Origin of the sequence: Peribacillus sp. NPDC097284 (assembly GCF_044761765.1) — a bacterium.
GTDB lineage: Bacteria > Bacillota > Bacilli > Bacillales > DSM-1321 > Peribacillus.
Genome location: NZ_JBIWCZ010000003.1, coordinates 163,676 through 188,736 on the forward strand (window position 1 = coordinate 163,676; position 25,061 = coordinate 188,736).

Sequence of the window (25,061 nt, forward strand, 5' to 3'; positions counted from 1 at the left end):
CAAGTTATCAAACCAGTAGATTAAGAAAAGAGGGTTATTATGTTAACAACAGACACTAAGGAATTTTGGTTTGTCGTAGGATCACAACATCTGTATGGAGAAGATGCGTTAGCACAGGTCAAGGCTCATGCACAAACGATAACCGATGCATTAAATGAATGTGGCATGTTGCCATACCCAATTGTTTTGCAAGATCTAGCTGTTAGTGCGGATAGAATAACAAACATCATGAAAGAAGCCAATTATCGTGATGAAGTTGCCGGCGTCATTACTTGGATGCATACTTTTTCACCTGCGAAAATGTGGATTCGTGGAACAAAACTATTACAAAAACCATTGCTGCATTTAGCCACTCAATTCAATGAAAGCATTCCTTGGGCTACAATAGATATGGACTTTATGAACTTAAACCAATCCGCTCATGGTGACCGTGAATATGGTTTTATCAATGCCCGTTTGAACAAACAAAATAAAGTGGTTGTAGGTTATTGGGAACGCCCTGAAGTGCGCCGACAAATTGCACAATGGATGGACGTAGCGGTTGCTTATAACGAAAGCTTCAATATTAAGGTCGCTCGCTTCGGAGACAACATGCGAAACGTTGGGGTAACTGAAGGGGATAAAATTGAAGCACAAATCCAATTTGGATGGACAGTCGACTATTTTGGAATAGGGGACCTTGTTAAATATGTAAATGCAGTTACAGATGAAGAAATTGACGCATTATTTGCAGAATATGAAGGACTCTATGAATTTGAATATGGTACATACAGCAGGGAAGCTTGGGAAAAAAGCGTAAAGGTACAGGCAAGCTATGAAATTGCAATTAAACGTTTCCTTGATGACGGTGGTTATACGGCATTCACAACGAATTTCGAAGATTTATATGGAATGAAACAGCTTCCTGGTCTTGCCGTCCAACGTTTGATGGCGCAGGGATATGGCTTTGCGGGTGAAGGAGATTGGAAGACGGCAGCACTTGATCGCTTACTGAAAGTGATGAGCCATAACCAATCAACTGGCTTTATGGAGGATTACACATATGAATTAGCTGCCGGACAAGAATCAATCCTACAGTCACATATGCTTGAAGTCGATCCAACTTTAGCAAGCAATAAACCGAAAATGGTCGTATCTCCATTAGGTATAGGCGATCGTGAAGACCCGGCACGTTTAGTATTCGATGGTAAAGCGGGAGACGGTGTCGTTGTTTCCATGGCTGACTTTGGAACAAACTATAAACTTTTAATTAATGAAGTTTCTGCTTTTGAACCATCTGTTCCAGCACCAAACCTTCCAGTGGCCCGTGTACTTTGGGAAGTTAAGCCAAACTTCCAAGATGGAGTGAAAGCTTGGCTAGAGAATGGTGGGGGGCACCATACAGTTGTGTCATTGAATTTAACAACAGACCAAATCATAACCTATGCAAAATTAGTTGGTTTGGATTACGTAGTTATTAAGTAATGTTTTTCCCTCCTCGGGAGATTGGCTTCCGAGGAGGGAAAAATTAGATTCGTAAATCCTGAAATTATTTTGTAGGCGTGCTTTATTTTTTAGGGTAAGATGAAAGCGTTTTATTGACTGAATAATGACACAGAATTCATCCTTATAAGCAATAGTTGTAAACTATTAGGGTTTCTTAGAAAGAAATTAATACTTTTATAGTATAGGGATTTTTTGAATGTAATTTTATAACCTTTGGGAGGAAACATTAATGGTTAATGAAAAGAAAATCTCAAGTGGATTCATTTATTTTTTTGGGGCATTTGGAGGCATTCTCTTCGGTTATGATATCGGCGTTATGACGGGTGCTTTGCCTTTTTTGCAACATGATTGGAATCTTCAAAACAACCCTAGTGCTATAGGTTGGATCACCTCTTCCTTGATGTTTGGAGCTATTTTTGGTGGTGCTCTGGCTGGACAACTTTCAGATCGTTTAGGACGGCGCAAAATGATTTTAATATCTTCTATCATTTTTGCTTTTGGGTCTATTTTAGCAGGTGTATCCCCTCATAAAGGGATTCTATTTATGATTGTTGCTCGTATTTTATTAGGGATAGCTGTTGGTGCTGCCTCTGCGTTAGTCCCAGCCTATATGTCTGAAATGGCACCTGCCCGTTTACGTGGACGGTTGTCCGGAATTAATCAAACAATGATTGTTTCCGGAATGTTACTTTCGTACATTATTGCTTATCTATTGAAAGACTTACCAGGTACCATGGCATGGCGTTTGATGCTAAGTTTGGCTGCCGTACCTGCTTTGATTTTGTTTATCGGGGTGTTAAGGTTACCGGAATCACCACGCTTTTTGATTAAGAATAATAAGATTAGTGAAGCACGTAAAGTGTTGAGCTATATTCGCTCTAACAAAGAACAAATTGATTCTGAAATAAAACAAATTCAAGACACTGCCAAAGAGGAAACGAAAGTAAATCAAAAAGCGTCATGGGGAACCCTTTTAAGCAGTAAATACCGTTATCTAGTAATTGCTGGGGTCGGGGTAGCTGCGTTTCAACAATTCCAGGGAGCAAACGCAATTTTTTATTATATTCCTATGATTGTAGAAAAAGCAACAGGGCATGAAGCCAGCTCAGTATTGATGTGGCCAATTATTCAAGGGGTTATACTTGTATTAGGTTCATTATTATTCTTAATGATTGCTGATAAATTCAATCGCCGTACTTTATTAACGATAGGCGGAACTATTATGGGGCTATCCTTTATTTTGCCCGCAATATTGAATGTATTAATTCCTGATGCAAATCCGATGATGATGGTTGTTTTTTTAAGTATTTATGTTGCGCTATATTCATTCACGTGGGCGCCTTTAACATGGGTTATCGTTGGAGAAATTTTCCCACTGGCGATTCGCGGGCGTGCATCCGGGTTAGCTTCATCATTTAACTGGATTGGATCTTTCTTGGTTGGATTGCTATTCCCTATCATGACAGCAACGATTTCTCAAGAAGCCGTTTTTGCAATATTCGGTGTTATATGTTTGCTTGGTGTTCTATTTATCCGGACATGTGTTCCTGAAACTCGAGGTCATTCTTTAGAGGAAATTGAAAAAAACGGATCAATAAAACCAGCCAAGGGAGAAAGTGCTTAAATTACAACTATGAGATTTTGAGCAAGTTAAATCAGGTAGGGTAATCTGGTTATTATATTCTACAGGCACATCATAAACTCTTATGATTCCTAACTTAAGGCCGAAGTGAATACTTCGGGCTTTTGTCTTTTTACTATAAAAAAAGATATGGTGTTTTAGCTTTTAATTAAAGAAGAATTTAATAGGGTAGGAGCCGAAATAATGAAAGTATCACATAGCTCATTTGGAAAAAATATATTGCTGTTTACTATGGAAAATAATCATGGAGTAAGAATGGAAGTTACAAACTTTGGAGCAAGAATCGTCAATCTTTTTGTTCCAACGGAATCAGGTCCCAATAATATCGTATTGGGATTTGACACGATTGAAGATTACCAAAAAGAAACATATTATGGAGCTACAATCGGTAGAGTGGCAGGAAGAATAAGAAATGGTGAATTTTCAATTGGTGAATCCCGGTACAAAACATCTGTAAATCAATTGGGGAATACATTACACGGTGGCAATCCCGGGTTCGATGAAAAAATATGGGATTATGAAGTGAAGGAGAATGATGAAAGTGCGTCAATCACTTTTTCAACTCACTCACCTGATGGAGAAAATGGCTTTCCGGGGAATTTGAATGTAAGTGTGACGTATACATTGGATAACTTAAATACTTGGTCAGTGAACTATCAAGCAAAAAGTGATAAAGACACAATTTTTAATCCGACCAATCACGTCTATTTTAACTTAACAGGGCACCCTAGCAATCCAATCGATAATCATTTCTTACAAATTTTTTCTGAAGAGTTTGCGCCAGTAAATGAAGATACCACGGTAACTGGGGAAAAGCGAAGCACAATTGGCACGCCTTATGACTTTCGTACGCCAAAGGAATTACGTTCAACCTTTGATGCTATTGACGCAGAGGTTGAAAAGGTTCAAGGAATCGATCATCCATTTTTCCTTACCTCTTCAGGAATTCATCAAATTGCAGCCAAATTAATTAGTCCTGACGGGAAAATAACAGTCGAGGTATACACAGATGAACCTGCAGTTGTCATTTACACGGCAAACTTTGTGAAAGGTGTTCCACTGATGCACGGAGAAAAATTAAGTCAACATGGTGGAATAACGTTTGAAACCCAAGCTGCTCCAGGAGCGGAGGAATTTGAAGGTTTTGGAGATATTCTGCTTTTGGCAGGCGAAAGTTATACGTCCCAAACAAAGTTTAAAATCGAGGTTAGCCCCCGTTAAGTTGAAGTTTCTACCATACGTGAGGATCCGGTCCAGCAGTCGGGACTTAGGGCAATTGAGCATATAGAGGTAAAAATAATAAAGTTCACAAGAGAATATTAAACACGTGCACCTCCTGAGGACAATTAATCATAGGAGGTGCTTTATTTATGCCACGATAAAATAAAACAATTTCCCCGTACATTATTTCTATAGTATCCTCAAAATGAATATTGAAAAAAATGACGAACACTTTATATTCCTATCGAAATTGAGCAATTGTAGTAAGTAGGTCCGAATTAAGGGGTATTTATTATAAATGTGAAACCTTTCCTGCTTTCATTCGTATTAATGGTAATTAAAGTATAATATGGGTTTAAACCCTAATATATAAATGGTATCAAATGAAAAGAAAGAGGAGGTAGCGGCTAAATTAAATGATGCTCATTTTTTGTGGGGAATAAAACCTTATGTAAGGGATGAAAATATGGAGTTGTATGGAGTACCACTAGAAACCGTCTATCTATATGGATTAATTTTATCTGGAGGACTGACATTTTTAATCATTTTGTTTAATGATGTATTTTCTGGATTAGAACTTCCGGATATTTTTAATCCTACTTTGATTTTTAGTTTTTTGACGATTTTTTTTGCAAGTGGCTTTCTGTTTGAATCAGTTACAGATCTCCATGCCGGTGTGATTGTAAGCCTTTCTTTTTTACTGGCATTAACAACCGTCACATTATTGAATGTGTTTGTTTTGATTCCCGTTTCAAGGGCGGAGTCAAGCTTAACCTTTCATGATCATGATTTGAGGGGAAGGGTGGGACTTGTCTTAACGACAGTTCCGGTAGACGGGTTTGGCGAAGTGTTAATACAGAGTAATAGCGGCAGTATTTCTAAGACTGCGGCAAGTTTCAAAAATGAACAAATCGCTTCAGAAACTAAAGTCTTGATCATTGAGGTGAAAAATGGGGTTGTCTATGTCATGCCCCATTATAATTAAAGAGGGTTGAGGAGGGAATGTTTATGACAAGTTTAATATGGATCGTTATTGCTATTGTTGCTTTTTTACTTATTGCACTTATTGCTGTCTTTGTTACGAAGTACCGTACGGCTGGTCCTGATGAAGCATTAATTATTACTGGAAGTTATTTGGGGAATAAAAACGTACATGCCGATGAATCAGGAAATAAAATAAAAATTGTCCGGGGTGGAGGAGCCTTTGTCCTTCCGGTTTTCCAGCAAGCAGAACCGTTAAGCCTGCTATCGAGTAAACTGGAGGTTTCTACGCCTGAAGTATATACGGAACAAGGTGTACCAGTTATGGCAGATGGTGTATCCATCATTAAAATCGGTAGTTCCATAACGGACATAGCCACGGCTGCTGAACAATTTCTAGGAAAGACCAAGGACGATCGTGAACAGGAAGCCCGTGAAGTGCTAGAAGGACATTTAAGATCTATTCTTGGCTCCATGACCGTTGAAGAAATTTATAAAAATCGTGAAAAATTTTCACAGGAAGTTCAGCGGGTCGCTTCTCAAGATTTAGCAAAAATGGGGCTAATCATTGTGTCTTTTACAATAAAAGATGTGCGTGATAAAAACGGTTATCTTGATTCACTAGGGAAGCCAAGAATTGCCCAAGTAAAAAGGGATGCGGATATTGCAACGGCTGATGCTGAAAAAGAAACCAGGATTAAACGGGCGGAAGCTTCAAAAGAGGCCCAACGTGCTGAACTTGAGAGGGCAACGGAAATAGCGGAAGCCGAAAAAATCAATAAGTTAAAGGTTGCAGAGTTTCGCCGGGAGCAGGACATTGCTAAAGCACGTGCAGACCAAGCATATGATCTTGAAACAGCCCGTTCAAAGCAAGATGTAATGGAACACGAAATGCAAATCAGGATTATTGAACGGCAAAAGCAAATTGAGCTTGAAGAAAAAGAAATTCTTCGCCGAGAAAAGCAATATGATTCCGAAGTGAAGAAAAAAGCGGATGCTGACCGTTATTCGGTGGAGCAAGCGGCTTCGGCAAATAAGATGAAACAAATAACTGAAGCTGATGCAGATAAGTACAAAATTGAAGCAATGGCAAAAGCGGAAGCGGAACGTATCCGGTTGGATGGACTTGCCAAAGCCGATGCACAAAGGGCCCAGGGGACAACAGATGCCGATATCATCCGTTTAAAAGGGGTGGCAGAGGCCGAAGCAAAACAGAAGATTGCTGAAGCATTTGAACAGTTTGGTCAAGCGGCCGTGATGGATATGATCCTGAAAATGCTCCCGGAGTATGCAAAACAAATAGCTTCTCCACTGGGTAACATTGATAAAATAACGGTAGTGGATACGGGTGGGAATGGTGTAAATGGGGGTGCTAACAAAGTGACCTCTTACGCGACGAACCTCATGTCCACACTACAAGAGTCCTTAAAGGAATCTTCAGGCATTGATGTGAAAGACTTACTGGATAACTTTTCAGGTAAGCGAAATATATACCCGCCCACGGTGAATCAAGAAAATGTAGACATGAATGCGACGATCGGTGCAGGGAAAGAAGAATTGGAGAAGACTATTTTATAAAATAGGGTAAGCAGAAAAGGATAGGAAACACTCGGTGGGGATAATTGTGAAATTTCAATGTAAAGAAAAATTTGAATTTAAACTAAAATTTATTGGTTCATCCTACTATTTGATGGTAAATTCCTGGTATACACAGTATTAGAGTTAGCCATTTAATATGTAGTAAAATAAGGGTTCCATTTAAATGTTAAATAGTAGCACCTCCTGGGTACGATGATTAAAGGAGGTGCTTTATCTATTCCAAAAAATACATGGAGAAGTTTGAATGACATAACCAATTTATAATCAGATCACCATTCATACGAAGGAAATCATGGATGATTTTCTCCTTGAATTACTTTTTTTGAAAATAAAATGGTAACCCCCTTAATAGGTCCTTTGTGATAGGTACGAATCAAGATTTATTTGTGAAAATTGTGAAACGGAGAAACAGGAAGTACCAGCAGAATTTTTAAAATAACACTAATTTTTTGTGGAAGGTTTAAGGGATGAAAGTATGAATATATATATTGGGAGTGGTTTGTATGGGAGCATGAGCTATTATAGTGAAAAAATATTAGTATACTATTCCTTGTGTTTTTGAAATAGTAAGGGGAAATGAGATTAATGCACTTGCTTGAGTGATTTTTGGGAGCTCTAGAAGAGCCCCTTTATACAATTACCCAAGTAATTGTTAAAATCATTATCTCGCAGTATAGCCTCCATCAACGATTAGCGAAGTTCCTGTTACAAAATCATTTTCACATAAGAAAATAATGGCATGAGCAATTTCCTCCGGTTTTCCAAGTCTTCCAATCGGGTGTTTAGCGATAAGCTCCTTATAGGAAAGATTATTAGCTTCCCTATTTACGGTTCCGGACTCGAGGAAACCGGGACTTATGGCATTGACCCTAATATTTTTATCAGCGTATTCGAGTGCAAGAGTCTTGGTTAAATTTAATACTGCTCCTTTACTAGCTGTGTAAGCAAACGTTTCAGGAAGGCCGACAGTACTTAAGATAGAAGCAGTATTTACTATGCAACCACCCCCAGTTTTTAGCATTTCACGAATGACATGTTTTGCCGCAAAAAATACACCGTGTTGGTTCACTGATATAATTTTATTATATTGCTCAAAAGTGAGTGTATGCGTTGGATTTAACCCGCCAATCCCAGCATTATTTATTAAGATATCGACTTTTCCATATCTATTTACCGTTTCTGTTACTAGATTTTCAACGGATTTTTCTTCAGCAACATTAACCTTTATAAATAGAACTTCTGCTCCATTCTTTTTCAACTCTTGTTCGGCAAATACTCCCGGGGGCTCATTTAAATCAGAGATTACTACTGTGACCCCTTGTTCTATCAATGCTTTTACAGTTGCAAGTCCAATTCCTGAAGCTCCCCCCGTTACGATAGCTACTTTTTTGTCCAGTTTCCCCATACTACCATCTCCTAATATTTGTTATATTAAAAGTATCATAACGTCAAAAAAAATAACAGAAAATTAAAAAGATTCTAATTTTACTTGATTTATAGTTTTTAATATTCTAAGTTAGTCAGTAGAAAGAATCTTTTAAAGAGGGGGAAGTTGATATGGTTCATAATTATTCAACTACAGCCATTGTTACAGGTGCTGCTGGAGGAATTGGAAAGGCTTTAATCAAACGGCTGGCAAAACGAGAATTAAATTTAGTGCTTGTGGACTTGGCAGAAGAAATGCTTCAAGAAATTGTGTTTGAGACTGGATTAGAGAAAGCAAACGTTCTAGTTGTAAAAGCAGATGTATCTAGAGAACAAGATGTTAAAATGTTTGTTCAAAAAACAGTTGAGAAATTTGGAAGGATAGACTACTTTGCAAATAATGCTGGGATTGAAGGACCAAGAGGGGTAATTGAAAACCTAGCAGTAGAGGATTTAGATTTAGTATATAAAGTAAATGTAAGAGGGGTATTTCTTGGACTACAATATGTCATTCCCGTAATGAAAAAACAGGAATCAGGTGCAATCCTCAATACTTCTTCACTTGCAGGTCTAATGGGGGTACCTGGAAGTTCAGCGTATAATATGTCTAAGCATGCAGTTATAGGGTTAACGCGCTCCGTGGCTAAAGAATCAGCACCATATGGAATTCGAGTAAACGCTGTATGTCCTGGTACGATAAATACACAGATGATGAGGAGGATTGAGGAGATTTCCGGTAATGTAAGGAAACAAAAAACGTTTAATGAGATGGCCACACCTTTAGGAAGGTATGGGGAACCAGAAGAAGTAGCAGCTGTAATGAATTTTCTTTTATCGGAGGAATCATCTTTCGTAACAGGATCATTATATACCGTTGATGGCGGGATGTTAGACCAGTAAAAACAGTCGTTTGAAATTAGAAGGGTAAAAGTATTTAGAACGTTATAATGTTTCATGTTTAAGAAATGTAGCCGAGTCAAGGAATACTTCAACAGGAAGCCTCAAGATATAATATTTATTTGTAAAAATATTCTAAATATATTGACTAATCAAAAGTCGGTCTATTACAATTGATGTTGAAAGGTGATTCATGTATTGGTAAATTATTATTTTTAAGGCACTCGTTTTTTGAATTCCTAATTTTTTGAGAGGATGTTAAACGATGACGAAGCACCAACATTTATTTTCTCCTTTTACTCTTGGACGTATTACCTTGAGGAATAGAATTGTTGGGACTGCTCATGGTACAGCAATGATTACAGACGGTGTTCCGATGGAAGAGGACATCAAGTATTGGGAGGAACGAGCACGAGGCGGTGCAGGACTCCTAATTACGGGAGGAACCATTGTTCATCCAAGTTCTCGACTTCGGAGACGAATGCTAAATGAGGCATATTTGGAAGAAGCTGTTCCGATGTTTCGACGCAGGGCTGAGGCGATTCATGCCAACGGAGCTAAGGTGATTGGTCAATTGGTTCACTTAGGCAGAGAGATGATTGGAGGAGAATCCGATTATCCTTTAAGAGCACCATCTGCCATTCAATCACCTCGTGCTCTTTACCGGCCGATTGAGCTAACACATATAGAAATTAACGAGATCATCGATGCCTTTGTACTATCGGCATTAAATTTAAAAAAGGCTGGGTATGACGGGGTTGAAATTCATGCTGCGCATGGCTATTTGGTCGCTCAATTTCTTTCATCTGGAACCAATAAACGTAATGACGAATATGGCGGCTCCCTAAAAGGAAGAATGCGGTTCTTACTTCAATTACTGGAAGCCATTCGCAAGGAAACGGGAAGTGATTTTGTTATAGGTGTTCGGTTGAGTGCGGAGGAAGAGGTAAGCGGCGGCATGCAGTTAGCTGACACACTTCAAATTGTCAAAGTGCTGTCTGGAATTAGTCCTGTCGATTATTTGAACATTACGAAGGGGATTAGAGGAGGATATGTAAAGGATTTGACCATTCCTCAAGGAGTCACGGTAGACGCAGCAAGGGAAATTCGCTCAGCTACTAATATACCCATTCTTGTTAGTCAACGTATTAAAGACCCAAATATGGCAGAGAAGATTTTGGCAGAAGGAGCAGCAGATTTAGTCGGGATTACCCGAGCCCTCATTGCCGATCCAGAGTGGCCACTCAAAGCAGAAACAGGTCGCAGTTATGAAATTATTCCTTGTATCGGCTGTAACCAGGATTGCCGATCATTTGATCCGTTTTTATATTGTGCTGTTAATCCGACTACAGGCCGCGAAAATGAGTTAGATAGAATAATACCTAAGAGCAATAACATAAAAAAGGTTGCCGTTGTCGGAGGAGGGCCAGCGGGTTTAGAAGCAGCAAGGGTAGCAGCTTTACGAGGGCATTCAGTCGAACTATTTGAAAAAGAAGCGACCTTAGGCGGACAGGTGAGAATAGCAGCAAGGGAACCAAACCGCCGGGAGCTGATCGACGTCATTCATTACTTAGAATCAGAGGTTCGAAGACTTGAGGTTACTGTAAATTTAAATCAAGCCGTAGATGTTAATGACTTAAACAGTTTTGATACGGTTATCCTCGCAACTGGAGCGGTGCCAGAACAACCTAAGGTTCATGATTCTATTAAAGGTAAGGTATTGACGGTTTATGATGTGCTAAAGTCTGACGATTTGTCAAAAGGCGTAGGTGAAACTGCGGTTGTCGTAGATGATGGGACAGGATTTTGGCCATCATTAAGTACGGCAGGATGTCTTGCTGCGAAGGGTTATAAGGTGATATATGTGACACCGTCACGAACAATTGGAGCAAGCATTCCGCATGAAAGCATTCAACTGCTTCTTAATCGACTGAGTACAGCTGGGGTACAATTTATGATTTTACACCAAATCGCAGAAGCTAATGGAAATAATATTAAAGTTCGTAATGTTTTAAGTGGGGAAGAAACACTCATAGAATCAAACTTACTTGTCATAGATGCGGGAAGACGTCAAGAAAACACTCTTGCCAAGCAACTTAGGGATGTAGCTATTCCGGCTCACTTAGTTGGCGATGCCATCTCACCTCGGCGGATAAGTCATGCAATATTAGAGGGTCATCGAATTGCCCGTAAGATTTAATTGATAAAAAGTTAATAAATGTATCAATTTAACAGGAAAGAAAGGCAGTTTAGGAGGTAAATATCTTAATAATAAGGGAGATGTATTAGGATGAATTTCGAGTTCTCAGATAAAGTAAAGGATCTGCAACATCAGGTAACGGAGTTTATGGAACAATATGTTTATCCAAATGAGACCGTATATGAGCAACAGTTAAATGAAGGCACATCGAGGTGGGAAATCCCTCCAATCATTGAGGAAATGAAAATTAAAGCAAAGGAAAAGGGCCTATGGAATCTATTTCTTCCAGAAAGTGAGTACGGAGCAGGACTAACTAATTCGGAGTTTGCTCCTTTATGTGAAATAATGGGCCGCTCTCCCTTCATTGGTCCGGAAGCTTTTAATTGTAGTGCACCTGACACAGGGAATATGGAAGTGTTGGTACGATACGGTACGGAGCAACAGAAAAAGGATTGGCTGATTCCTTTATTGGAGGGGAAAATCAGATCTGCCTTTGCGATGACAGAACCTGCAGTGGCCTCTTCTGATGCGAGAAACGTTGAATCAAGTATTGAAAGAGATGGAGACCATTACGTTATTAATGGGCGCAAATGGTGGACATCGGGCGCCCCGGATCCACGCTGTAAAATTCTTATTTTTATGGGGAAATCCAACCCCAATGCCCCAACCTATGAGCAACAATCCATGATTTTGGTCCCGATTGATACTCCAGGAGTAAAAGTTCTTCGAAGCCTCAACGTGTATGGATACGACGATGCACCTCATGGGCATGGAGAAGTATTATTTGAAAATGTAAGGGTACCTGCTTCAAATATGATATTGGGAGAAGGAAAAGGTTTTGCGATTGCTCAGGGAAGACTTGGGCCTGGTCGAATTCACCATTGTATGCGCCTAATTGGTTTGGCAGAAAGAGCATTGGAATCAATGATTGAGAGAGCACAAACTCGGGTCGCTTTTGGAAGCGCTATCTCCGATAAAGGGGTTATCCGGCAATGGATAGCGGATTCAAGGATTGAACTTGACCAAGCACGTCTACTAACTCTAAAAACAGCATATATGATGGATAAATTAGGGAATAAAGAAGCGAAGAAAGAAATAGCGATGATAAAGATCATTGCACCAGAAGTGACAACGAAAATAATCGACCGAGCCATTCAGGTTCACGGAGGAGGCGGAGTTAGCCAAGACTTTTCTCTTGCTAGAAACTGGGCATATGCACGTATTGTTCGACTGGCGGATGGACCCAATGAGGTACACAGGGAAGCTGTGGCAAAACAAGAATTAAAACAGTTTAATCAAAAAGAGACTAAGTATACTTTAAATCATTAGAATGATTAATAAAGTCGTAAGGTGCACCTATCATAAACGTTTTCAAGTAATGGAAATAAACTAGTGAATTGGCGGAAAGGCGGTAATAAGATGAAATCCCATGAAAGCGATGTGATATCAGTCGTTCGTGAAGGGGAAGATTTTAATCGGGAAGCTTTTCACTCCTATATGCTTAAACATTTAAATTGGTGGCCAAATGAACCGCTTGAAGTGACTCAATTTTCAGCCGGGTATTCCAATTTAACTTATTTAATTCGATGTGGGGAGGCAGAAGTTGTTATGCGGCGTCCCCCTATAGGACCTCTTCCTCCTAAAGCACACGACATGAAACGGGAGTTCTCTTTATTAGAGAAATTATATCCAGCTTTCCCTTATGTACCAAAAACCTACCTTTTATGTGAAGAAGAGTCGATAATAGGAGTCCCATTTTATATTATGGAACGGAAAGAGGGTTATGTATTCGATGCGAAATTCCCGACAGATTTTACAGCTACAGACGAAAAATCCAAACAAATTTCCTATGCGGCGGTTGATACGCTGGCACAGCTTCACCAAATCGATTACAAGGCTATAGGATTAGAAAACTTTGGACGCCCTGAAGGCTTTGTTGAGAGACAAGTTAACAATTGGTTAACTCGGTTTGAGCGAAGTAAAACGCATGATATACCCTATTTTGATAAAATAGGAAAATGGTTCACTGAGAACATTCCTCATTCACTAGGAGCAACAGTTATTCACAATGATTATAAACTAAATAATATGATGTTCTCCAAACAAAATGTCGGGGAAGTAGTTGGAGTTTTTGATTGGGAATTGGCTGCGATTGCTGATCCTTTATTCGACTTAGCTGCCGCCTTGGGTTATTGGACCCAAACGAATGATTGGGAATCTGTTAAACAGAGTTTACCATCCTTGACGACCTCACCTGGATTTATCACTCGCGATGAATATATACACCGATACTCTTTAAAGACCGGGCAAGATATCCCTCCACTGCATTTCTATATGGCGTTTACTTATTTTAAAATTGCGGTTGTGATGCAGCAAATTTATTATAGATGGTCTCTTGGCCAGACAAAGGACAAACGGTTTGCAACATTGGATCAGTCTATATATAGTTTGATGCAATATGCCAATGAAATTATCGAGACAAAGAAATTTTAATAAGTACATTGCTGGATAGATAGTCACATCCATCTCAGTGGGGGCAATCCCATAAGAGTTTTATCAAAAAGGGAAAACTGCTATTTTTTAAGGAGGTAAAGAGATTGGACTCTCTCTTTGATTTGAATGAAAAAGTGGCCCTTATTACAGGAGGGAGTAGGGGGATTGGAAAGCAAATAGTGAAAGCGTTTTCAAACCAAGGGGCAATCGTTGTCATTGCGAGCCGAAACATTCAACATTGTAACGAAGTGGCAGAAGATGTGATCCGGGAGGGAGGGCAAGCACTGGCCATTGGCTGCGATATAGCGAATTTAGACGAAATTCAAAATATGTTCCAAATGGTAGCGGATACATTTGGAAGGCTAGATATATTAGTAAATAACGCAGGTATCAGTATTACCAAACCTTCCATTGAAGTTACAAGCGAAGATTGGGATGCGATGTTTAATATTAATATTAAGGGCTTATTCTTTGCCTGTCAGGAAGCAGCAAAAATCATGATAGAACAAGGGAGCGGGAAAATCATTAATATATCTTCCATTGGGGGAATCAAAACTTTTAAACGGATTGCTCCGTATGGGGCCAGCAAGGCGGCGGTCATTCAGCTGACAAAGTCGCTTGCTTCAGAATGGGCTCGTCATGGAATATTAGTAAACGGAATTGCACCAGGGCTCATCAGTACGGATATCAATACAGGAGAAATAGCAGATGAAAGACTCTTAAAGAAGATGCTGAATTTGATTCCACTTAGAAGGCTAGGTCAGCCCTCAGATATTGCCATGATGTCAGTATTCCTAGCATCCAATGCTTCCAACTTCATGACAGGTCAAACGATAAGTATTGATGGAGGGGTAACCTCTGAGTAGTGACTAGTTCACTCTTTTATGAATAAGAAGGTCTTTTGACCAACAGAATATTCTTCTGTTTAAGAAATTAGAAAGGAAGGCTAAGATGTATAAACGTTTTGAAAAAAAGGTAGTGTTAATTACGGGTGCAGGGTCTGGCTTAGGCCGTGCAACAGCCATTCATTTAGCATCTGAAGGGGCTATGCTTTCCCTTGTTGACAAAAACATCGAGGCACTTGAGGAAACAAGAAGCCTCATTACCGAAAAGACGCAGCAATCCCCGGTACTCCTTTTAACAGCAGATGTTTCCGATGAAGAGTTAGTGAAGAAATACGTTGATCATACTATTCGTCGTTTTGAGAGAATTGATGGTTTCTTTAATAATGCAGGGATTGTCGACACAAGTGCGCCATTCGAGGAGTATGATAGCGATCTGTTTTCCAAGCTAATTGATATTAACTTATCTGGCGTGTTCTATGGTCTAAAGCATGTTCTTGCTGTGATGAAAAAGCAGAAAGAAGGATTTGTGGTGAATACTGCGTCGGTTGCAGGCCTTCGGGGACTTTACCATAAGCCAGGGTACGTAGCATCAAAACATGGAGTGGTAGGTCTAACAAAAGCAGCTGCAATCGAATATGCTGAATTCGGCATTAGTGTCAATGGAATAGCACCAGGTCCAATTGCAACGAATATGTTGATCAATAATTTTAAAAATATTAATCCGGAAAATTGGGAAGTTGCAGCTGCTCAACATGCAGATGGAATTCCAGCTAAACGGTTAGGGAGGCCGAAAGAAGTGGCACTCCTTGTTGCATTCCTCCTTTCTGGAGAAGCAGCGTTCATTAATGGTGTTACGATTCCAATTGATGGTGGCCAAGGTGCAAGTCAATATTCCCGTAAAAATTAATCGGAGTGGATGGGGGAATCTGAGAATTATCGGATGTATATAATTTAAATTTTCAAAATATTGACAAAAATGTTAAATTATTATAAAGTTAATTTAAATACTGAATCAGTTTTCACTAAAATAAAACATACAAGGAAATATAATACTGATAAATTCCTCTAACAGTATTAGCTTGACCAAAACAATCGGTTATAATGATAATTGAAACATGATTCACTTTATATGTACTAAGGAGGAATTGCAATGCCCCAAGAGAATCAGAACCTTATTCCAAAAACTAACAGAGGAATTCAAACTAGAAATAAGCTTTTACGATCGGCAGAATATGTTTTTGGGAAGAATGGATATCACGAGAGCAGTGTAACAGAGATTACCCAAAGGGCAGGAGTTTCATTAGGTAATTTTTATACTTATTTTGAATCTAAGTACCAAATATTTGAATCACTACTTTGGGAAATGCAAAGTGAGTTAACAAAAGTCCTACGAAAAAAAACAGCAGGGATAGACAATAGGATTGAGATGGAAAGAGAAGGTTTTAAGGCAATGTTAGATTTTTTAAAAGAAAGACCCTACTGGTATAGCTTATTTCCACAAGCTGAATTTGTCGATAAAGAGCTTCATCGGAAAATAATGGAGGTTTTCGCTGAACCTTATATCAAGCGGATTGAGGAATCAATGGAAATAGGGGATATTCGAAAACTAAACCCAGAAATAATTGTCTATTCTTTTATGGGCATTATGAATTATATTGGTATGAAATGGGTTTTGTGGGATGGAAAAGAAGTTGACGACAAATTATTAGATGAGCTTATGGAATTTGTGAAATTTGGAATTTCTAAGTAAATAAAGATAAGGTACTTTTTTAATAGACTATCATAAATCCTCTTATATTATTTGTATAGCGGATTTATGAGCTAAATAGTTAATGTAAGCGCTTCCTATAAGGGGCCATGCTTATAATTCTGAGTATCTCAATGTTAATTAGAATGGACGCTCTTCAAAAGGAGTTGAATGGGATTTGAAAAGACTAGCCTTAGGTTTAATTATAATCACTTCTTTGTTAGCTGCTTGTAGTAATGGAACGGATGTAACTACATCTCAAGGAGAAAAAGCAACAGGGGTCACGGATACTTCTATCAAAATTGGTGCTTGGCTCCCTCTTACAGGTGGTGTTGCTGCACATGGAATACTTCAGCAAACTGGGATGAACGCTTACTTCGAGATGATCAATGATAATGGTGGTGTAAATGGAAAGAAGATTGAGTGGATAGTGGAAGATAATGCTTTCGACCCACAGAAAACTGTGGCTGCCGCTCGTAAACTTGTGGAGCGGGATAAAGTTTTTGCAGTCGTGGGCTCCAACGGCACGGCACAGAGCGCGGCAACATTTCCCTATTTGCTAGATCAGGCGAAAGTACCTTTCCTGCCGGGACAGGGTGGAGCGAACGATTGGTGGAATCCTGTTAAACCAAATCTTTTTGGGGTTCAGGTGGTATATGAAAACCAGGCACAAGCTTTAGGCCACTGGGCAGCTAAGGAAGGGGCGAAGAATATCGTTGTCGTTCACAGTGACCCCGCAGCGTTTATTAATGTAGCTAAAGCTGTTGAGCCAGGAGTCAATACAATTTCCAAGGAAGCATCTGTTAATCTGCTCCCGGTAAAGTTTGGGACTTCTGACTACGCTCCGATTGGACTCGAGATAGCAAACAAAAAGCCCGATGCTGTTGTCGCTATTTTAGCGGTAGAGGAACTCATTGCTTTTTCAAAGGCATTGAATCGACAGAATCTGGATCTTCCTATTTACACCTACGCACCTAATGTATCAAATGATACGTTAGAACTTGGTGGCAAAGCAATTGAAGGACTAAGGGCGATGTCTTATACGGTGCCGCCAACCATCGACACTCCAGAGGTGGAAGAATATAGGGAAGCTTTGAAAAAGTACGAACCGTCTGCACATCCTGATTTTCAATCCCTATATATGTGGGGAGTCGCTAAAGTCTTTGTAGAGGCAATAAACCAGGTAGATGGGCCTCTTACACGTGAATCTTTTGTTCAGTCACTAAAATCGATGGAGAATTTTGAAAACGGTATTATTCCTCCAGTAAACTTCTCAGAAGGTGACCATATGGGTGTAAAAGAATTACAGCCAGTCATGGTGGAAAATGGAGAATGGAATACTGTAGGGGATTTCATTGATCCTGATAAGGAATGGTAAAGGATAGTCCTTTGAAAATGGCAACAAAGTGATTTTGACCTTTAGCGATCAACCGAAAGATTCTGAACAGCCAGCCTCCAACCTTTTATCCGAAAATAACAGATATCTTTTGGGAGATAATTTCTGAATATTTACATTATTAAAAATAGTGGGGGTATGGCGATTGAAAAAGGTGCTATTAGGGATTGCGATGCTGCTATTATTTATAGCTGGGTGTAGCGGTGGAAATGCGGAGAAGACACTAGGTATAACAGAAGAATCCATCAAAATTGGGGCATGGTTGCCGATGACAGGACCTGCAGCTGTTTATGGTAGTACCCAGCGCCAAGGGATTGAGGCTTATTTTGAAATGATCAATGAAGATGGAGGAGTAAACGGAAGGAAGATTGAATACATCACAGAAGATAGTGGCCGGGACCCACAGCAAACGGTTGCTGCTGCCCGGAAACTAATTGAACGAGACGAGGTCTTCGCTATTGTAGCTCCTTTTGGAACTGCACAAACAGAAGCAACTTTCTCATTCGTATTAGATGAAAAAAAGGTACCTTTGTTAAATGTCTATGGAGGACTAGAAAACTGGTATGATCCATCCCGTGAAAATCTTTATGGGGTGATGATTCCATACGAAGATCAAGCTCGTGCTCTTGGAAGATGGGCTGCTAAGGAAGGAGCTAAGAATATTCTTGTTATTCATAACGATCCGGCGGTATACGAAATAGTGGCTAATAATGTGGAACCAGGTGTAAAAACCGTCGAATCGAGTTTATCGGTAGATCTATTGCCGGTAAAATATGGTACGGCAGACTATGCTCCAATTGCCCTCGAAGTTATTAACCGGAAACCTGATGCTATTGTTATGATTCAACCGATTGAGGAATTAATTGCGTTGGCAAAGGCGTTGGATAACAAAAATTTCGAAGTTCCATTATACACATATTCACCTAATGCTTCACTAGATACATTGGAGTTAGGAGGAGGAGCCGTAGAGGGACTTCATGCTATGTCTTGGACTGTGCCGCCTACAACTAATTCACCTGCTGTTAAGGAGTATAGAGAGGTTCTGAAAAAGCATGATCCTGATACAACACCAGATTTCCAATCTCTATTTACGTGGGCTGAGTCAAAAATCTTTGTTGAGGCTCTGAAAAAGATTGATGGAGCACCGACACGTGAAAAGTTAATTAGTGCTTTGGAATCTATTGAAAATTATGAGACAAATATTCTTCCTCCAGTATCCTTTACATCTGACAATCATTTGGGTGTTAAAGAAATTCAACCTGTTAAGGTTGAAAATGGAGAATGGAAAACGGTAGGGGGCTTTATAGATCCGGCGACAGATTGGTAGATAAACTAGAAAAGGGGTGAAGAAATACGATGCATGATTTACTCTCCGTAATTTTTTCAGGACTGGTAAGTGGATCTCTTTATGCACTACTTGGCCTTTCAATCGTTATCATTTTTAGGGCAACAGATGTTGTAAACTTTGCAATTGGAGATATAGCAACTATTGGAGTTTACGTTGCTTTATCCGTGATGGCGTTGGGAGTTCCTGTAATATTGGCACTGCCTGTTACATTCATCGTAGCTGGCATGATTGGAATCGGGGTAGAACGATTTATCATCCGCCCGCTTGGGCCCGGCAGCATGTTTTCAGCATTGGTCATAACAATGGGGTTTGGGTTAGTACTTCAGGCGTTAATTGGGACTGTTTGGGGGTTTACCCCCCGGGCAATCCCTCCAATTATAGATGGTAGCTTTACGTTTTTAGGGGTGGCAATTACTTATCAAAAACTATTGGCTACTGGTCTAGCAATAGTTGCTATGTTGCTCGTTGCAACCTTATTTAACTGGACGCGTATAGGATTAGCAATGAGGGCTTCTGCTGAAGATCACTTTGCTGCCAAAATGGTAGGCATAAAAAGTAGTCGAGTAGCAAGTCTTGCATGGTTTTTAGGATGTGGCTTAGCTGGGTTAACAGCTTTCATTATGGCCGCTGAGACTTCCGTTAGTGTTACCTTGATGGCAATGGTTCTTTTCCGGGCCTTTGCAGGAGTTTTCTTGGGTGGCCTGAACAATATGATGGGTGCAGCAGCTGGCGGTATGATGATTGGGATTATGGATAATTTAGCTGGAAGTTATGTTTCAGCAAGTTTTCGGGACACGATGGTATTTGCCGTAATCGTCGCCATTCTATTTATTCGACCGAGCGGTATACTGGGGGCTAAGGGGGGAGCTAGGGTATGAACAGTCATAACATCTCCGCTCTAGGGCAAAATAGAAAACAAAAAAACACTCAGCTTAGTTTGATTGTTATTGTGGGGATAGCTTTAATAGTTATTCTTGGGCCGGCGGGTCTAGTGGGTTCTTATGTTAGCTACGTGATCAACCTTACACTCATATATGCTATTGGGACTATTTCAATCAGTATGTTGGCGAGTTACTCTGGGATTTGGTCCATTGGACATACGGCATTTTTAGCGATCGGTGCTTACCTAGCAGCAAATTTGAGTGTACGTGGTTTCTCGGTTGAATTAATTATTCTGATTAGTTTTGTGATTACGCTAATAATAGGGTTGATAATTGGTCTCAGCGCGGGACGATTTTCCATCCTTTACATGGCCATTTTAACTTTGGCACTTGGGTTGGTATCAAATGAGGTAATCGGACGATGGCACTCAGTAACCGGTGGGGATCAGGGTATCACGGTTGGTCCTGCTCGCTTGTTATTTTCTGAGGATCCGATTAGTGCTAATAATTACGTAGTGTTAACGACCGTATTGTTCACCTTGGTTTTCCTGCTAGTTACCATTATTACTAAAGGAACACTTGGACGCCGTTGGTTAGCTGTAAAAAGTCAGCGAATGGCATCCATGTCGATTGGATTAAAACCTTCTCTTGAAAACGCGTTAGCTTTTGGGTTAAGTGGTGCCATTACTTCTGTAGCTGGAGTGTCTCTTGCTTACTCCACAATGTATATCAGTCCCGAAGCCTTTACAATAGCGATTGCTACAAACCTTATGCTCTGTACAGTAGTTGGAGGGGTGGGAAGTATTGGCGGTGCTATGTTAGGTGCAATGTTCCTGGTACTAGTACCTGAAGTAGCTCGAGAGGTACAGGGGATTTCTGGGTATGTATTTGGCTTTGCAACCATTCTTGTATTGTTATTTTTGCCGGAAGGAATTGTACCAGGTATTTTAAAACGCCTAAAAAAGAGAAGTAAGATGATTGTGAAAAAAGAAGAACTTGTTGCTGCTACTTCGGAAAATGCTCTAATAGAATTTCACGAAAGTGAACATCTTCATTCATTAGTGGAAGGATTCTTAAACCCAGCAACATCCAATTTGACGGTTTCAGATCTTAGCGTATCTTTTGGAGGTGTTCGTGCTCTAAATCATGTTAGTCTCGATGTTCCAGCTGGGAGTGTAGTAGGTCTGATTGGCCCAAATGGTGCAGGGAAAACTACTCTGTTAAATGTTTTGAGTGGGTATGTTAAACCTTCAAGTTTTGAAGGCCTGCGCTTTGGAAAAATCAATTTAGCACAGTTAGCGCCTTACCAGCGAGTACAGCATGGATTTGGCCGTACCTTTCAACATGCTGAACTATTTACAGAACTCACTATCGAAGAAAATATTATTCTAGCAGCCCAACAAAGCCATAAAGTACTAAATGGCAAAGGAAATAATAAAGAACCACTTAAGATTGCTGAAAAGTTAATTGATCAGCTTCGATTACGGCCATATGCAAATTCCTATCCAGCGGAGGTACCTTTTGGTGTCCAAAAGGTTACCGATATTGTTCGAGCTTTGGCTACTGGTGCACAAATCATTGTGATGGATGAACCATTTTCAGGACTAGATGCAGATGAACGCAAGGAGGTACGGTTAATCCTACAAGTAATGAAACAAGCTGGAGTCTCGATTTTAATTATTGACCATGTGGTACAGGAGGTACTGAGTATTGCCGATCAGATGGTGGTACTGGACTTTGGAAGTGTACTTGCAACAGGAACCCCTGATGAAATTAAAAACAATCCAAAAGTGCTGGAAGCTTATCTTGGTTCTGTACTACAAGATGGTAAGGAGGACTTAACCGATGATCACTAATATAGTAGCAAAGGAATTGTGCCTTGAAAATGTAACACACCGGTATGACGGAGTACTTGCTCTTCAAGATATTTCCCTAGAAATTGAAAGGGGTAGTTTTACAGCTATCCTAGGGCCAAATGGTGCAGGTAAATCTACACTTGCTCTCATCTTAGGTGGAATGCTTCGCCCAACGTCTGGTTCGGTCACTGTGAAACAACATAAGGGTAAACAATCAGGTGATGGATTCATCGGACTTGGAGTTGTTCTGGTTCCTGAAGGACGCCGATTATTTAATTCGATGACAGTGAAAGAAAACTTGCTTATTGGAGCCTATGGCTCCGGTCAATCCAAAGTCGAGATGATGAGAAGCTATGAGGATATACTAGAGTTTCTGCCAGAACTGAAACGCCATCTAAATAAACCTACTGGACTTTTAAGTGGTGGCGAGCAACAGATGGTTGCGGTTGCCCGGGCAATAATGGCCCGACCCGATACCATTATTTTGGATGAGCCATCTTTGGGATTGGCACCTAAAATGATTGAGAGAATATATGAAATTATCTCTGAGCTAAATAAACGGGCATTGACGGTAATCGTCATTGAGCAGATGGCTACCTATGCACTGCGGAATGCAAAAAACATGGTTGTACTTGAAGGTGGAAGTATTCGATATCATGGTTCTGTCACTATGACAGCTGCAAGTGAGGTCTTACAAGAGGGATACTTTGGAACAAAGTAACATCAAATGGGGGTGGGAGTGTGACAAAAATTGCTATTGTTACCGGTGCTGCCCGGGGAATGGGGAACGGGATAGCTATCCGGCTAATAGAAGAGGGGTACACTGTAGTTGCCGCAGATGTGGATAAAGTAGGCTTGGATCTTCTTGATGAGAAGGTCACAAGGAATGCTTTAATTAAAAAAGTAGGGGATATCGGAGATCCTCAATTTATTAAACAAATGGTAAGTGAGTTAGATTCATCTCAAATCGAACTACTAGTGAATAATGCTGGTGTCCGCTGGCCAACTACCGTTTTAGATGCTACCGATGAGGAATGGGAAACCACGATGAGGGTGAACCTAACGGCTCCATTTTATCTCACTAGGGAAGTCGGAAATGCATGGAAAGCTGCTGGTCGCGGGGGTTTAATTATTAATATTGCTTCTATTGCGGGTTTAATGGGCTTAAATAATCGAGCAAGTTATTGTGCTTCAAAAGGGGGGCTTATTGCTTTAACAAAAGCGGCAGCAATGGATCTTGCGCCAGCAGGGATCAGAGTGATTGCGATTTGTCCAGGTTTTGTTAACACTTCCATGACTGTTGAGAATGCTCAAGATTATGTAAGGGACTACGTTCCAATTGGGAAAAGTGGCAAGCCTAATGACATTGCCCAGGCAGTCGTGGATTTAATGCGTTGGGAAATCGCAACAGGAACCATCATTCCGTTAGATGGGGGATTAACTGCTGGGTTCCGCTGGTAATGCGCTAGAAACAGAGGAAAGGGGTTAGTGAATTTGACAGATGAACAAATGTTTCTTGAATATGATCTGATTGTCATCGGAGCAGGCATGGCAGGACTTTCTGCAGCCGGCCGTGCGGCAGATGCAGGCGCAAAAGTATTAGTGGTAGAAAAAGCGTCAGAGATTGGTGGTTCTGGACAACATGCAGGATTCCTTTGGACAGTTCCTGATGAACGGGTACTTAGAGGATGGGATGATGGAGACCCACATTTGGCTCGTGTTGTGTTGGAAAATTTTCCAGAAGGAACAGAATGGATGCGCAGCCGCGGAATGTTTCAGTCGGGACCGACACCTGTTCTTCATGGACTCGGTTATGCGTTGAATGTAACTGGGCATCTTCAGGATTGTACAAAAATGATTCGGAAGGCGGGTGGTCAAATTATCTTAGGTGCATTTGTTGAAGAGCTAATTTTAAGTCCTGAAGGGAGGGTAGAGGGAGCACGGATTCTCGATGATAACGAATTAATTGAGGTAAAAGCAGAATGGACTCTAATAGCTACAGGTGGTTTTCAGGCAAATCCTGCTCTCAGGGCAGAAAAAATCCACCCAAACGCGGCAGGTATTGCCCTGAGGTCTAATCCTAACAGTACTGGTGATGGAATCCGCTTAGGACTTCAGGCAGGATCAACATGGGCTGGTGAGAACCCAGGTTTTTATGGACATTTGATAAGTTCACCAGCCTGTCTTAATAACCCATCACTATTTACCCGACTCTCCCAATATCATAGTGACTATTCGCTCCTATTTAATGAGGAAGGAGTCCGGTTTACCGACGAGAGTCAAGGGGATTTCCGCAGTTCAAATGAGTTGGTGTTTCAGCCAAATGCACGTGGATTGCTTGTCTGGGACGAACATATCCAACAGGAACATGTCTTAAAGTCATTTGTCCATGGCGTTGAAGCGGAGGATAGGTTGCAGGTGGCTCTTCAACATGGGGCACTTGGGATAAAGGTAAAGGAGATTACAGAATTAAGTGACATTGCTGCTCAATGGGGATTTGATGGGAAGACAGTTGTGCAAAGCATCAAAGAATACAATGAAAAAGTTGTTTCATCCCCTGAAAAAATCAACCCTTCACGTGCTTATGATCTTCGGCCGTTGGACAAGGCACCCTATTATACACTTGTTGTGGAACCAGCCATTACATTTACTCATGCTGGTCTTCGAATTGACGATCAGGCTAGAGCACTGAATTCAGAAGGGAAGCCGATTCCAGGACTTCTCGTTGCTGGAGCGGATACTGGAAATGTTTATAAACGTGGGTATGGCGGTGGGTTGGCAATGGCCCTCGGATTTGCCTTGCAAGCTGTAAAGACAGCAGGATGGATTGTACCAAAAGTAAGTAATGTGTAAAAGAAATTCATAAGCTTTTAATAGACTTCTATAGTTGTATAGTTAGTAAAAAAATTTATATAGAGGAGAGTGCAATATGTATAAGTTTATTGAATATCAAAAGGAAAATAACGTGGCGACACTTTGGTTGAATCGTCCAGAGAAAAAGAATTGCATCAACTGGGAGATGTTGAACGAAATGGCGGATGCCAT

The 25,061-nt window shown here is 40.4% G+C and carries 20 protein-coding genes; 19 read left to right on the top strand and 1 reads right to left on the bottom strand.

Going from position 1 to position 25,061, the window contains the following annotated elements; translation table 11 throughout:
• The first annotated feature begins 39 nt into the window (after window positions 1-39).
• The 5 genes from araA to ACIQXU_RS08845 all read left to right on the top strand — a co-directional run bounded on the left by araA (window position 40) and on the right by ACIQXU_RS08845 (window position 6,907).
• A complete protein-coding gene (araA, locus tag ACIQXU_RS08825) occupies window positions 40-1,464 on the top strand; it encodes an L-arabinose isomerase (protein ID WP_402988304.1) in 1,425 nt (474 codons plus the stop codon).
• 250 nt (window positions 1,465-1,714) lie between these two features.
• Window positions 1,715-3,109, top strand: coding sequence for a sugar porter family MFS transporter (locus ACIQXU_RS08830; protein WP_402988307.1), 1,395 nt, complete (start codon window positions 1,715-1,717; stop codon window positions 3,107-3,109).
• Between the two features lie 201 nt (window positions 3,110-3,310).
• Window positions 3,311-4,348: an aldose epimerase family protein gene (locus tag ACIQXU_RS08835; RefSeq protein ID WP_402988310.1), complete on the top strand. Its 1,038-nt coding sequence runs from the start codon at window positions 3,311-3,313 to the stop codon at window positions 4,346-4,348.
• 466 nt (window positions 4,349-4,814) lie between these two features.
• A complete protein-coding gene (locus ACIQXU_RS08840) occupies window positions 4,815-5,333 on the top strand; it encodes an NfeD family membrane protein (protein ID WP_402988312.1) in 519 nt (172 codons plus the stop codon).
• Between the two features lie 23 nt (window positions 5,334-5,356).
• Window positions 5,357-6,907, top strand: coding sequence for a flotillin lipid rafts scaffold protein FloT (locus ACIQXU_RS08845; RefSeq protein WP_402988316.1), 1,551 nt, complete (start codon window positions 5,357-5,359; stop codon window positions 6,905-6,907).
• Between the two features lie 682 nt (window positions 6,908-7,589).
• On the opposite strand, the gene ACIQXU_RS08850 is transcribed toward ACIQXU_RS08845, so the two are convergent.
• Window positions 7,590-8,333, bottom strand: coding sequence for an SDR family NAD(P)-dependent oxidoreductase (locus ACIQXU_RS08850; RefSeq protein WP_402868834.1), 744 nt, complete (start codon window positions 8,331-8,333; stop codon window positions 7,590-7,592).
• A gap of 152 nt (window positions 8,334-8,485) precedes the next feature.
• Between ACIQXU_RS08850 and ACIQXU_RS08855 the strand changes: the two genes are divergently transcribed.
• From ACIQXU_RS08855 to ACIQXU_RS08920, 14 genes are all read left to right on the top strand, one after another.
• Entirely contained in the window at window positions 8,486-9,253 is a 768-nt protein-coding gene (locus ACIQXU_RS08855) for an SDR family NAD(P)-dependent oxidoreductase (RefSeq protein ID WP_402988323.1), read from the top strand.
• Window positions 9,254-9,515: 262 nt separating this feature from the next.
• Window positions 9,516-11,450, top strand: coding sequence for an oxidoreductase (locus ACIQXU_RS08860; protein ID WP_402868830.1), 1,935 nt, complete (start codon window positions 9,516-9,518; stop codon window positions 11,448-11,450).
• Between the two features lie 90 nt (window positions 11,451-11,540).
• Complete coding sequence (locus ACIQXU_RS08865; protein WP_402868828.1) at window positions 11,541-12,779, top strand: acyl-CoA dehydrogenase family protein; 1,239 nt, start codon at window positions 11,541-11,543, stop codon at window positions 12,777-12,779.
• Window positions 12,780-12,869: 90 nt separating this feature from the next.
• On the top strand, window positions 12,870-13,943 hold the full coding sequence (locus tag ACIQXU_RS08870; RefSeq protein ID WP_402988326.1) for a phosphotransferase family protein: 1,074 nt from the start codon (window positions 12,870-12,872) through the stop codon (window positions 13,941-13,943).
• 104 nt (window positions 13,944-14,047) lie between these two features.
• The gene (locus ACIQXU_RS08875) at window positions 14,048-14,809 is read left to right on the top strand and encodes an SDR family NAD(P)-dependent oxidoreductase (RefSeq protein WP_402956949.1); all 762 of its coding nucleotides are present in this window, start codon (window positions 14,048-14,050) and stop codon (window positions 14,807-14,809) included.
• A gap of 85 nt (window positions 14,810-14,894) precedes the next feature.
• Window positions 14,895-15,695 (top strand): SDR family oxidoreductase, encoded by an 801-nt coding sequence (locus ACIQXU_RS08880; protein WP_402868823.1) that lies wholly within the window; start codon window positions 14,895-14,897, stop codon window positions 15,693-15,695.
• A 243-nt stretch (window positions 15,696-15,938) separates the two neighbouring features.
• Window positions 15,939-16,538: a TetR/AcrR family transcriptional regulator gene (locus ACIQXU_RS08885; protein WP_402868821.1), complete on the top strand. Its 600-nt coding sequence runs from the start codon at window positions 15,939-15,941 to the stop codon at window positions 16,536-16,538.
• A 175-nt stretch (window positions 16,539-16,713) separates the two neighbouring features.
• Complete coding sequence (locus ACIQXU_RS08890) at window positions 16,714-17,913, top strand: ABC transporter substrate-binding protein (RefSeq protein ID WP_402988331.1); 1,200 nt, start codon at window positions 16,714-16,716, stop codon at window positions 17,911-17,913.
• 172 nt (window positions 17,914-18,085) lie between these two features.
• The gene (locus ACIQXU_RS08895; protein WP_402988812.1) at window positions 18,086-19,258 is read left to right on the top strand and encodes an ABC transporter substrate-binding protein; all 1,173 of its coding nucleotides are present in this window, start codon (window positions 18,086-18,088) and stop codon (window positions 19,256-19,258) included.
• Between the two features lie 29 nt (window positions 19,259-19,287).
• Complete coding sequence (locus tag ACIQXU_RS08900) at window positions 19,288-20,157, top strand: branched-chain amino acid ABC transporter permease (protein WP_402868818.1); 870 nt, start codon at window positions 19,288-19,290, stop codon at window positions 20,155-20,157.
• Window positions 20,154-22,016 carry a branched-chain amino acid ABC transporter ATP-binding protein/permease gene (locus ACIQXU_RS08905; protein ID WP_402988342.1) on the top strand — a complete coding sequence of 621 codons (1,863 nt, stop codon included), beginning with the start codon at window positions 20,154-20,156 and terminating at the stop codon, window positions 22,014-22,016. Before ACIQXU_RS08900 ends, ACIQXU_RS08905 begins: the two co-directional genes overlap by 4 nt.
• Window positions 22,006-22,737, top strand: coding sequence for an ABC transporter ATP-binding protein (locus tag ACIQXU_RS08910; RefSeq protein ID WP_402868813.1), 732 nt, complete (start codon window positions 22,006-22,008; stop codon window positions 22,735-22,737). Before ACIQXU_RS08905 ends, ACIQXU_RS08910 begins: the two co-directional genes overlap by 11 nt.
• A 20-nt stretch (window positions 22,738-22,757) precedes the next feature.
• The gene (locus ACIQXU_RS08915) at window positions 22,758-23,477 is read left to right on the top strand and encodes an SDR family NAD(P)-dependent oxidoreductase (protein ID WP_402868810.1); all 720 of its coding nucleotides are present in this window, start codon (window positions 22,758-22,760) and stop codon (window positions 23,475-23,477) included.
• A gap of 33 nt (window positions 23,478-23,510) precedes the next feature.
• The gene (locus ACIQXU_RS08920; RefSeq protein WP_402988346.1) at window positions 23,511-24,869 is read left to right on the top strand and encodes an FAD-dependent oxidoreductase; all 1,359 of its coding nucleotides are present in this window, start codon (window positions 23,511-23,513) and stop codon (window positions 24,867-24,869) included.
• The last annotated feature ends 192 nt before the right edge of the window (window positions 24,870-25,061 follow it).

What these genes read in the sequence shown, in the direction of transcription:
- araA (WP_402988304.1), top strand. Translation starts at nt 40, where the DNA reads ATGTTAACAACAGACACTAAGGAATTTTGGTTTGTCGTAGGATCACAA.
- ACIQXU_RS08830 (WP_402988307.1), top strand. Translation starts at nt 1,715, where the DNA reads ATGGTTAATGAAAAGAAAATCTCAAGTGGATTCATTTATTTTTTTGGG.
- ACIQXU_RS08835 (WP_402988310.1), top strand. Translation starts at nt 3,311, where the DNA reads ATGAAAGTATCACATAGCTCATTTGGAAAAAATATATTGCTGTTTACT.
- ACIQXU_RS08840 (WP_402988312.1), top strand. Translation starts at nt 4,815, where the DNA reads ATGGAGTTGTATGGAGTACCACTAGAAACCGTCTATCTATATGGATTA.
- ACIQXU_RS08845 (WP_402988316.1), top strand. Translation starts at nt 5,357, where the DNA reads ATGACAAGTTTAATATGGATCGTTATTGCTATTGTTGCTTTTTTACTT.
- ACIQXU_RS08850 (WP_402868834.1), bottom strand. Translation starts at nt 8,333, where the DNA reads ATGGGGAAACTGGACAAAAAAGTAGCTATCGTAACGGGGGGAGCTTCA.
- ACIQXU_RS08855 (WP_402988323.1), top strand. Translation starts at nt 8,486, where the DNA reads ATGGTTCATAATTATTCAACTACAGCCATTGTTACAGGTGCTGCTGGA.
- ACIQXU_RS08860 (WP_402868830.1), top strand. Translation starts at nt 9,516, where the DNA reads ATGACGAAGCACCAACATTTATTTTCTCCTTTTACTCTTGGACGTATT.
- ACIQXU_RS08865 (WP_402868828.1), top strand. Translation starts at nt 11,541, where the DNA reads ATGAATTTCGAGTTCTCAGATAAAGTAAAGGATCTGCAACATCAGGTA.
- ACIQXU_RS08870 (WP_402988326.1), top strand. Translation starts at nt 12,870, where the DNA reads ATGAAATCCCATGAAAGCGATGTGATATCAGTCGTTCGTGAAGGGGAA.
- ACIQXU_RS08880 (WP_402868823.1), top strand. Translation starts at nt 14,895, where the DNA reads ATGTATAAACGTTTTGAAAAAAAGGTAGTGTTAATTACGGGTGCAGGG.
- ACIQXU_RS08885 (WP_402868821.1), top strand. Translation starts at nt 15,939, where the DNA reads ATGCCCCAAGAGAATCAGAACCTTATTCCAAAAACTAACAGAGGAATT.
- ACIQXU_RS08900 (WP_402868818.1), top strand. Translation starts at nt 19,288, where the DNA reads ATGCATGATTTACTCTCCGTAATTTTTTCAGGACTGGTAAGTGGATCT.
- ACIQXU_RS08905 (WP_402988342.1), top strand. Translation starts at nt 20,154, where the DNA reads ATGAACAGTCATAACATCTCCGCTCTAGGGCAAAATAGAAAACAAAAA.
- ACIQXU_RS08910 (WP_402868813.1), top strand. Translation starts at nt 22,006, where the DNA reads ATGATCACTAATATAGTAGCAAAGGAATTGTGCCTTGAAAATGTAACA.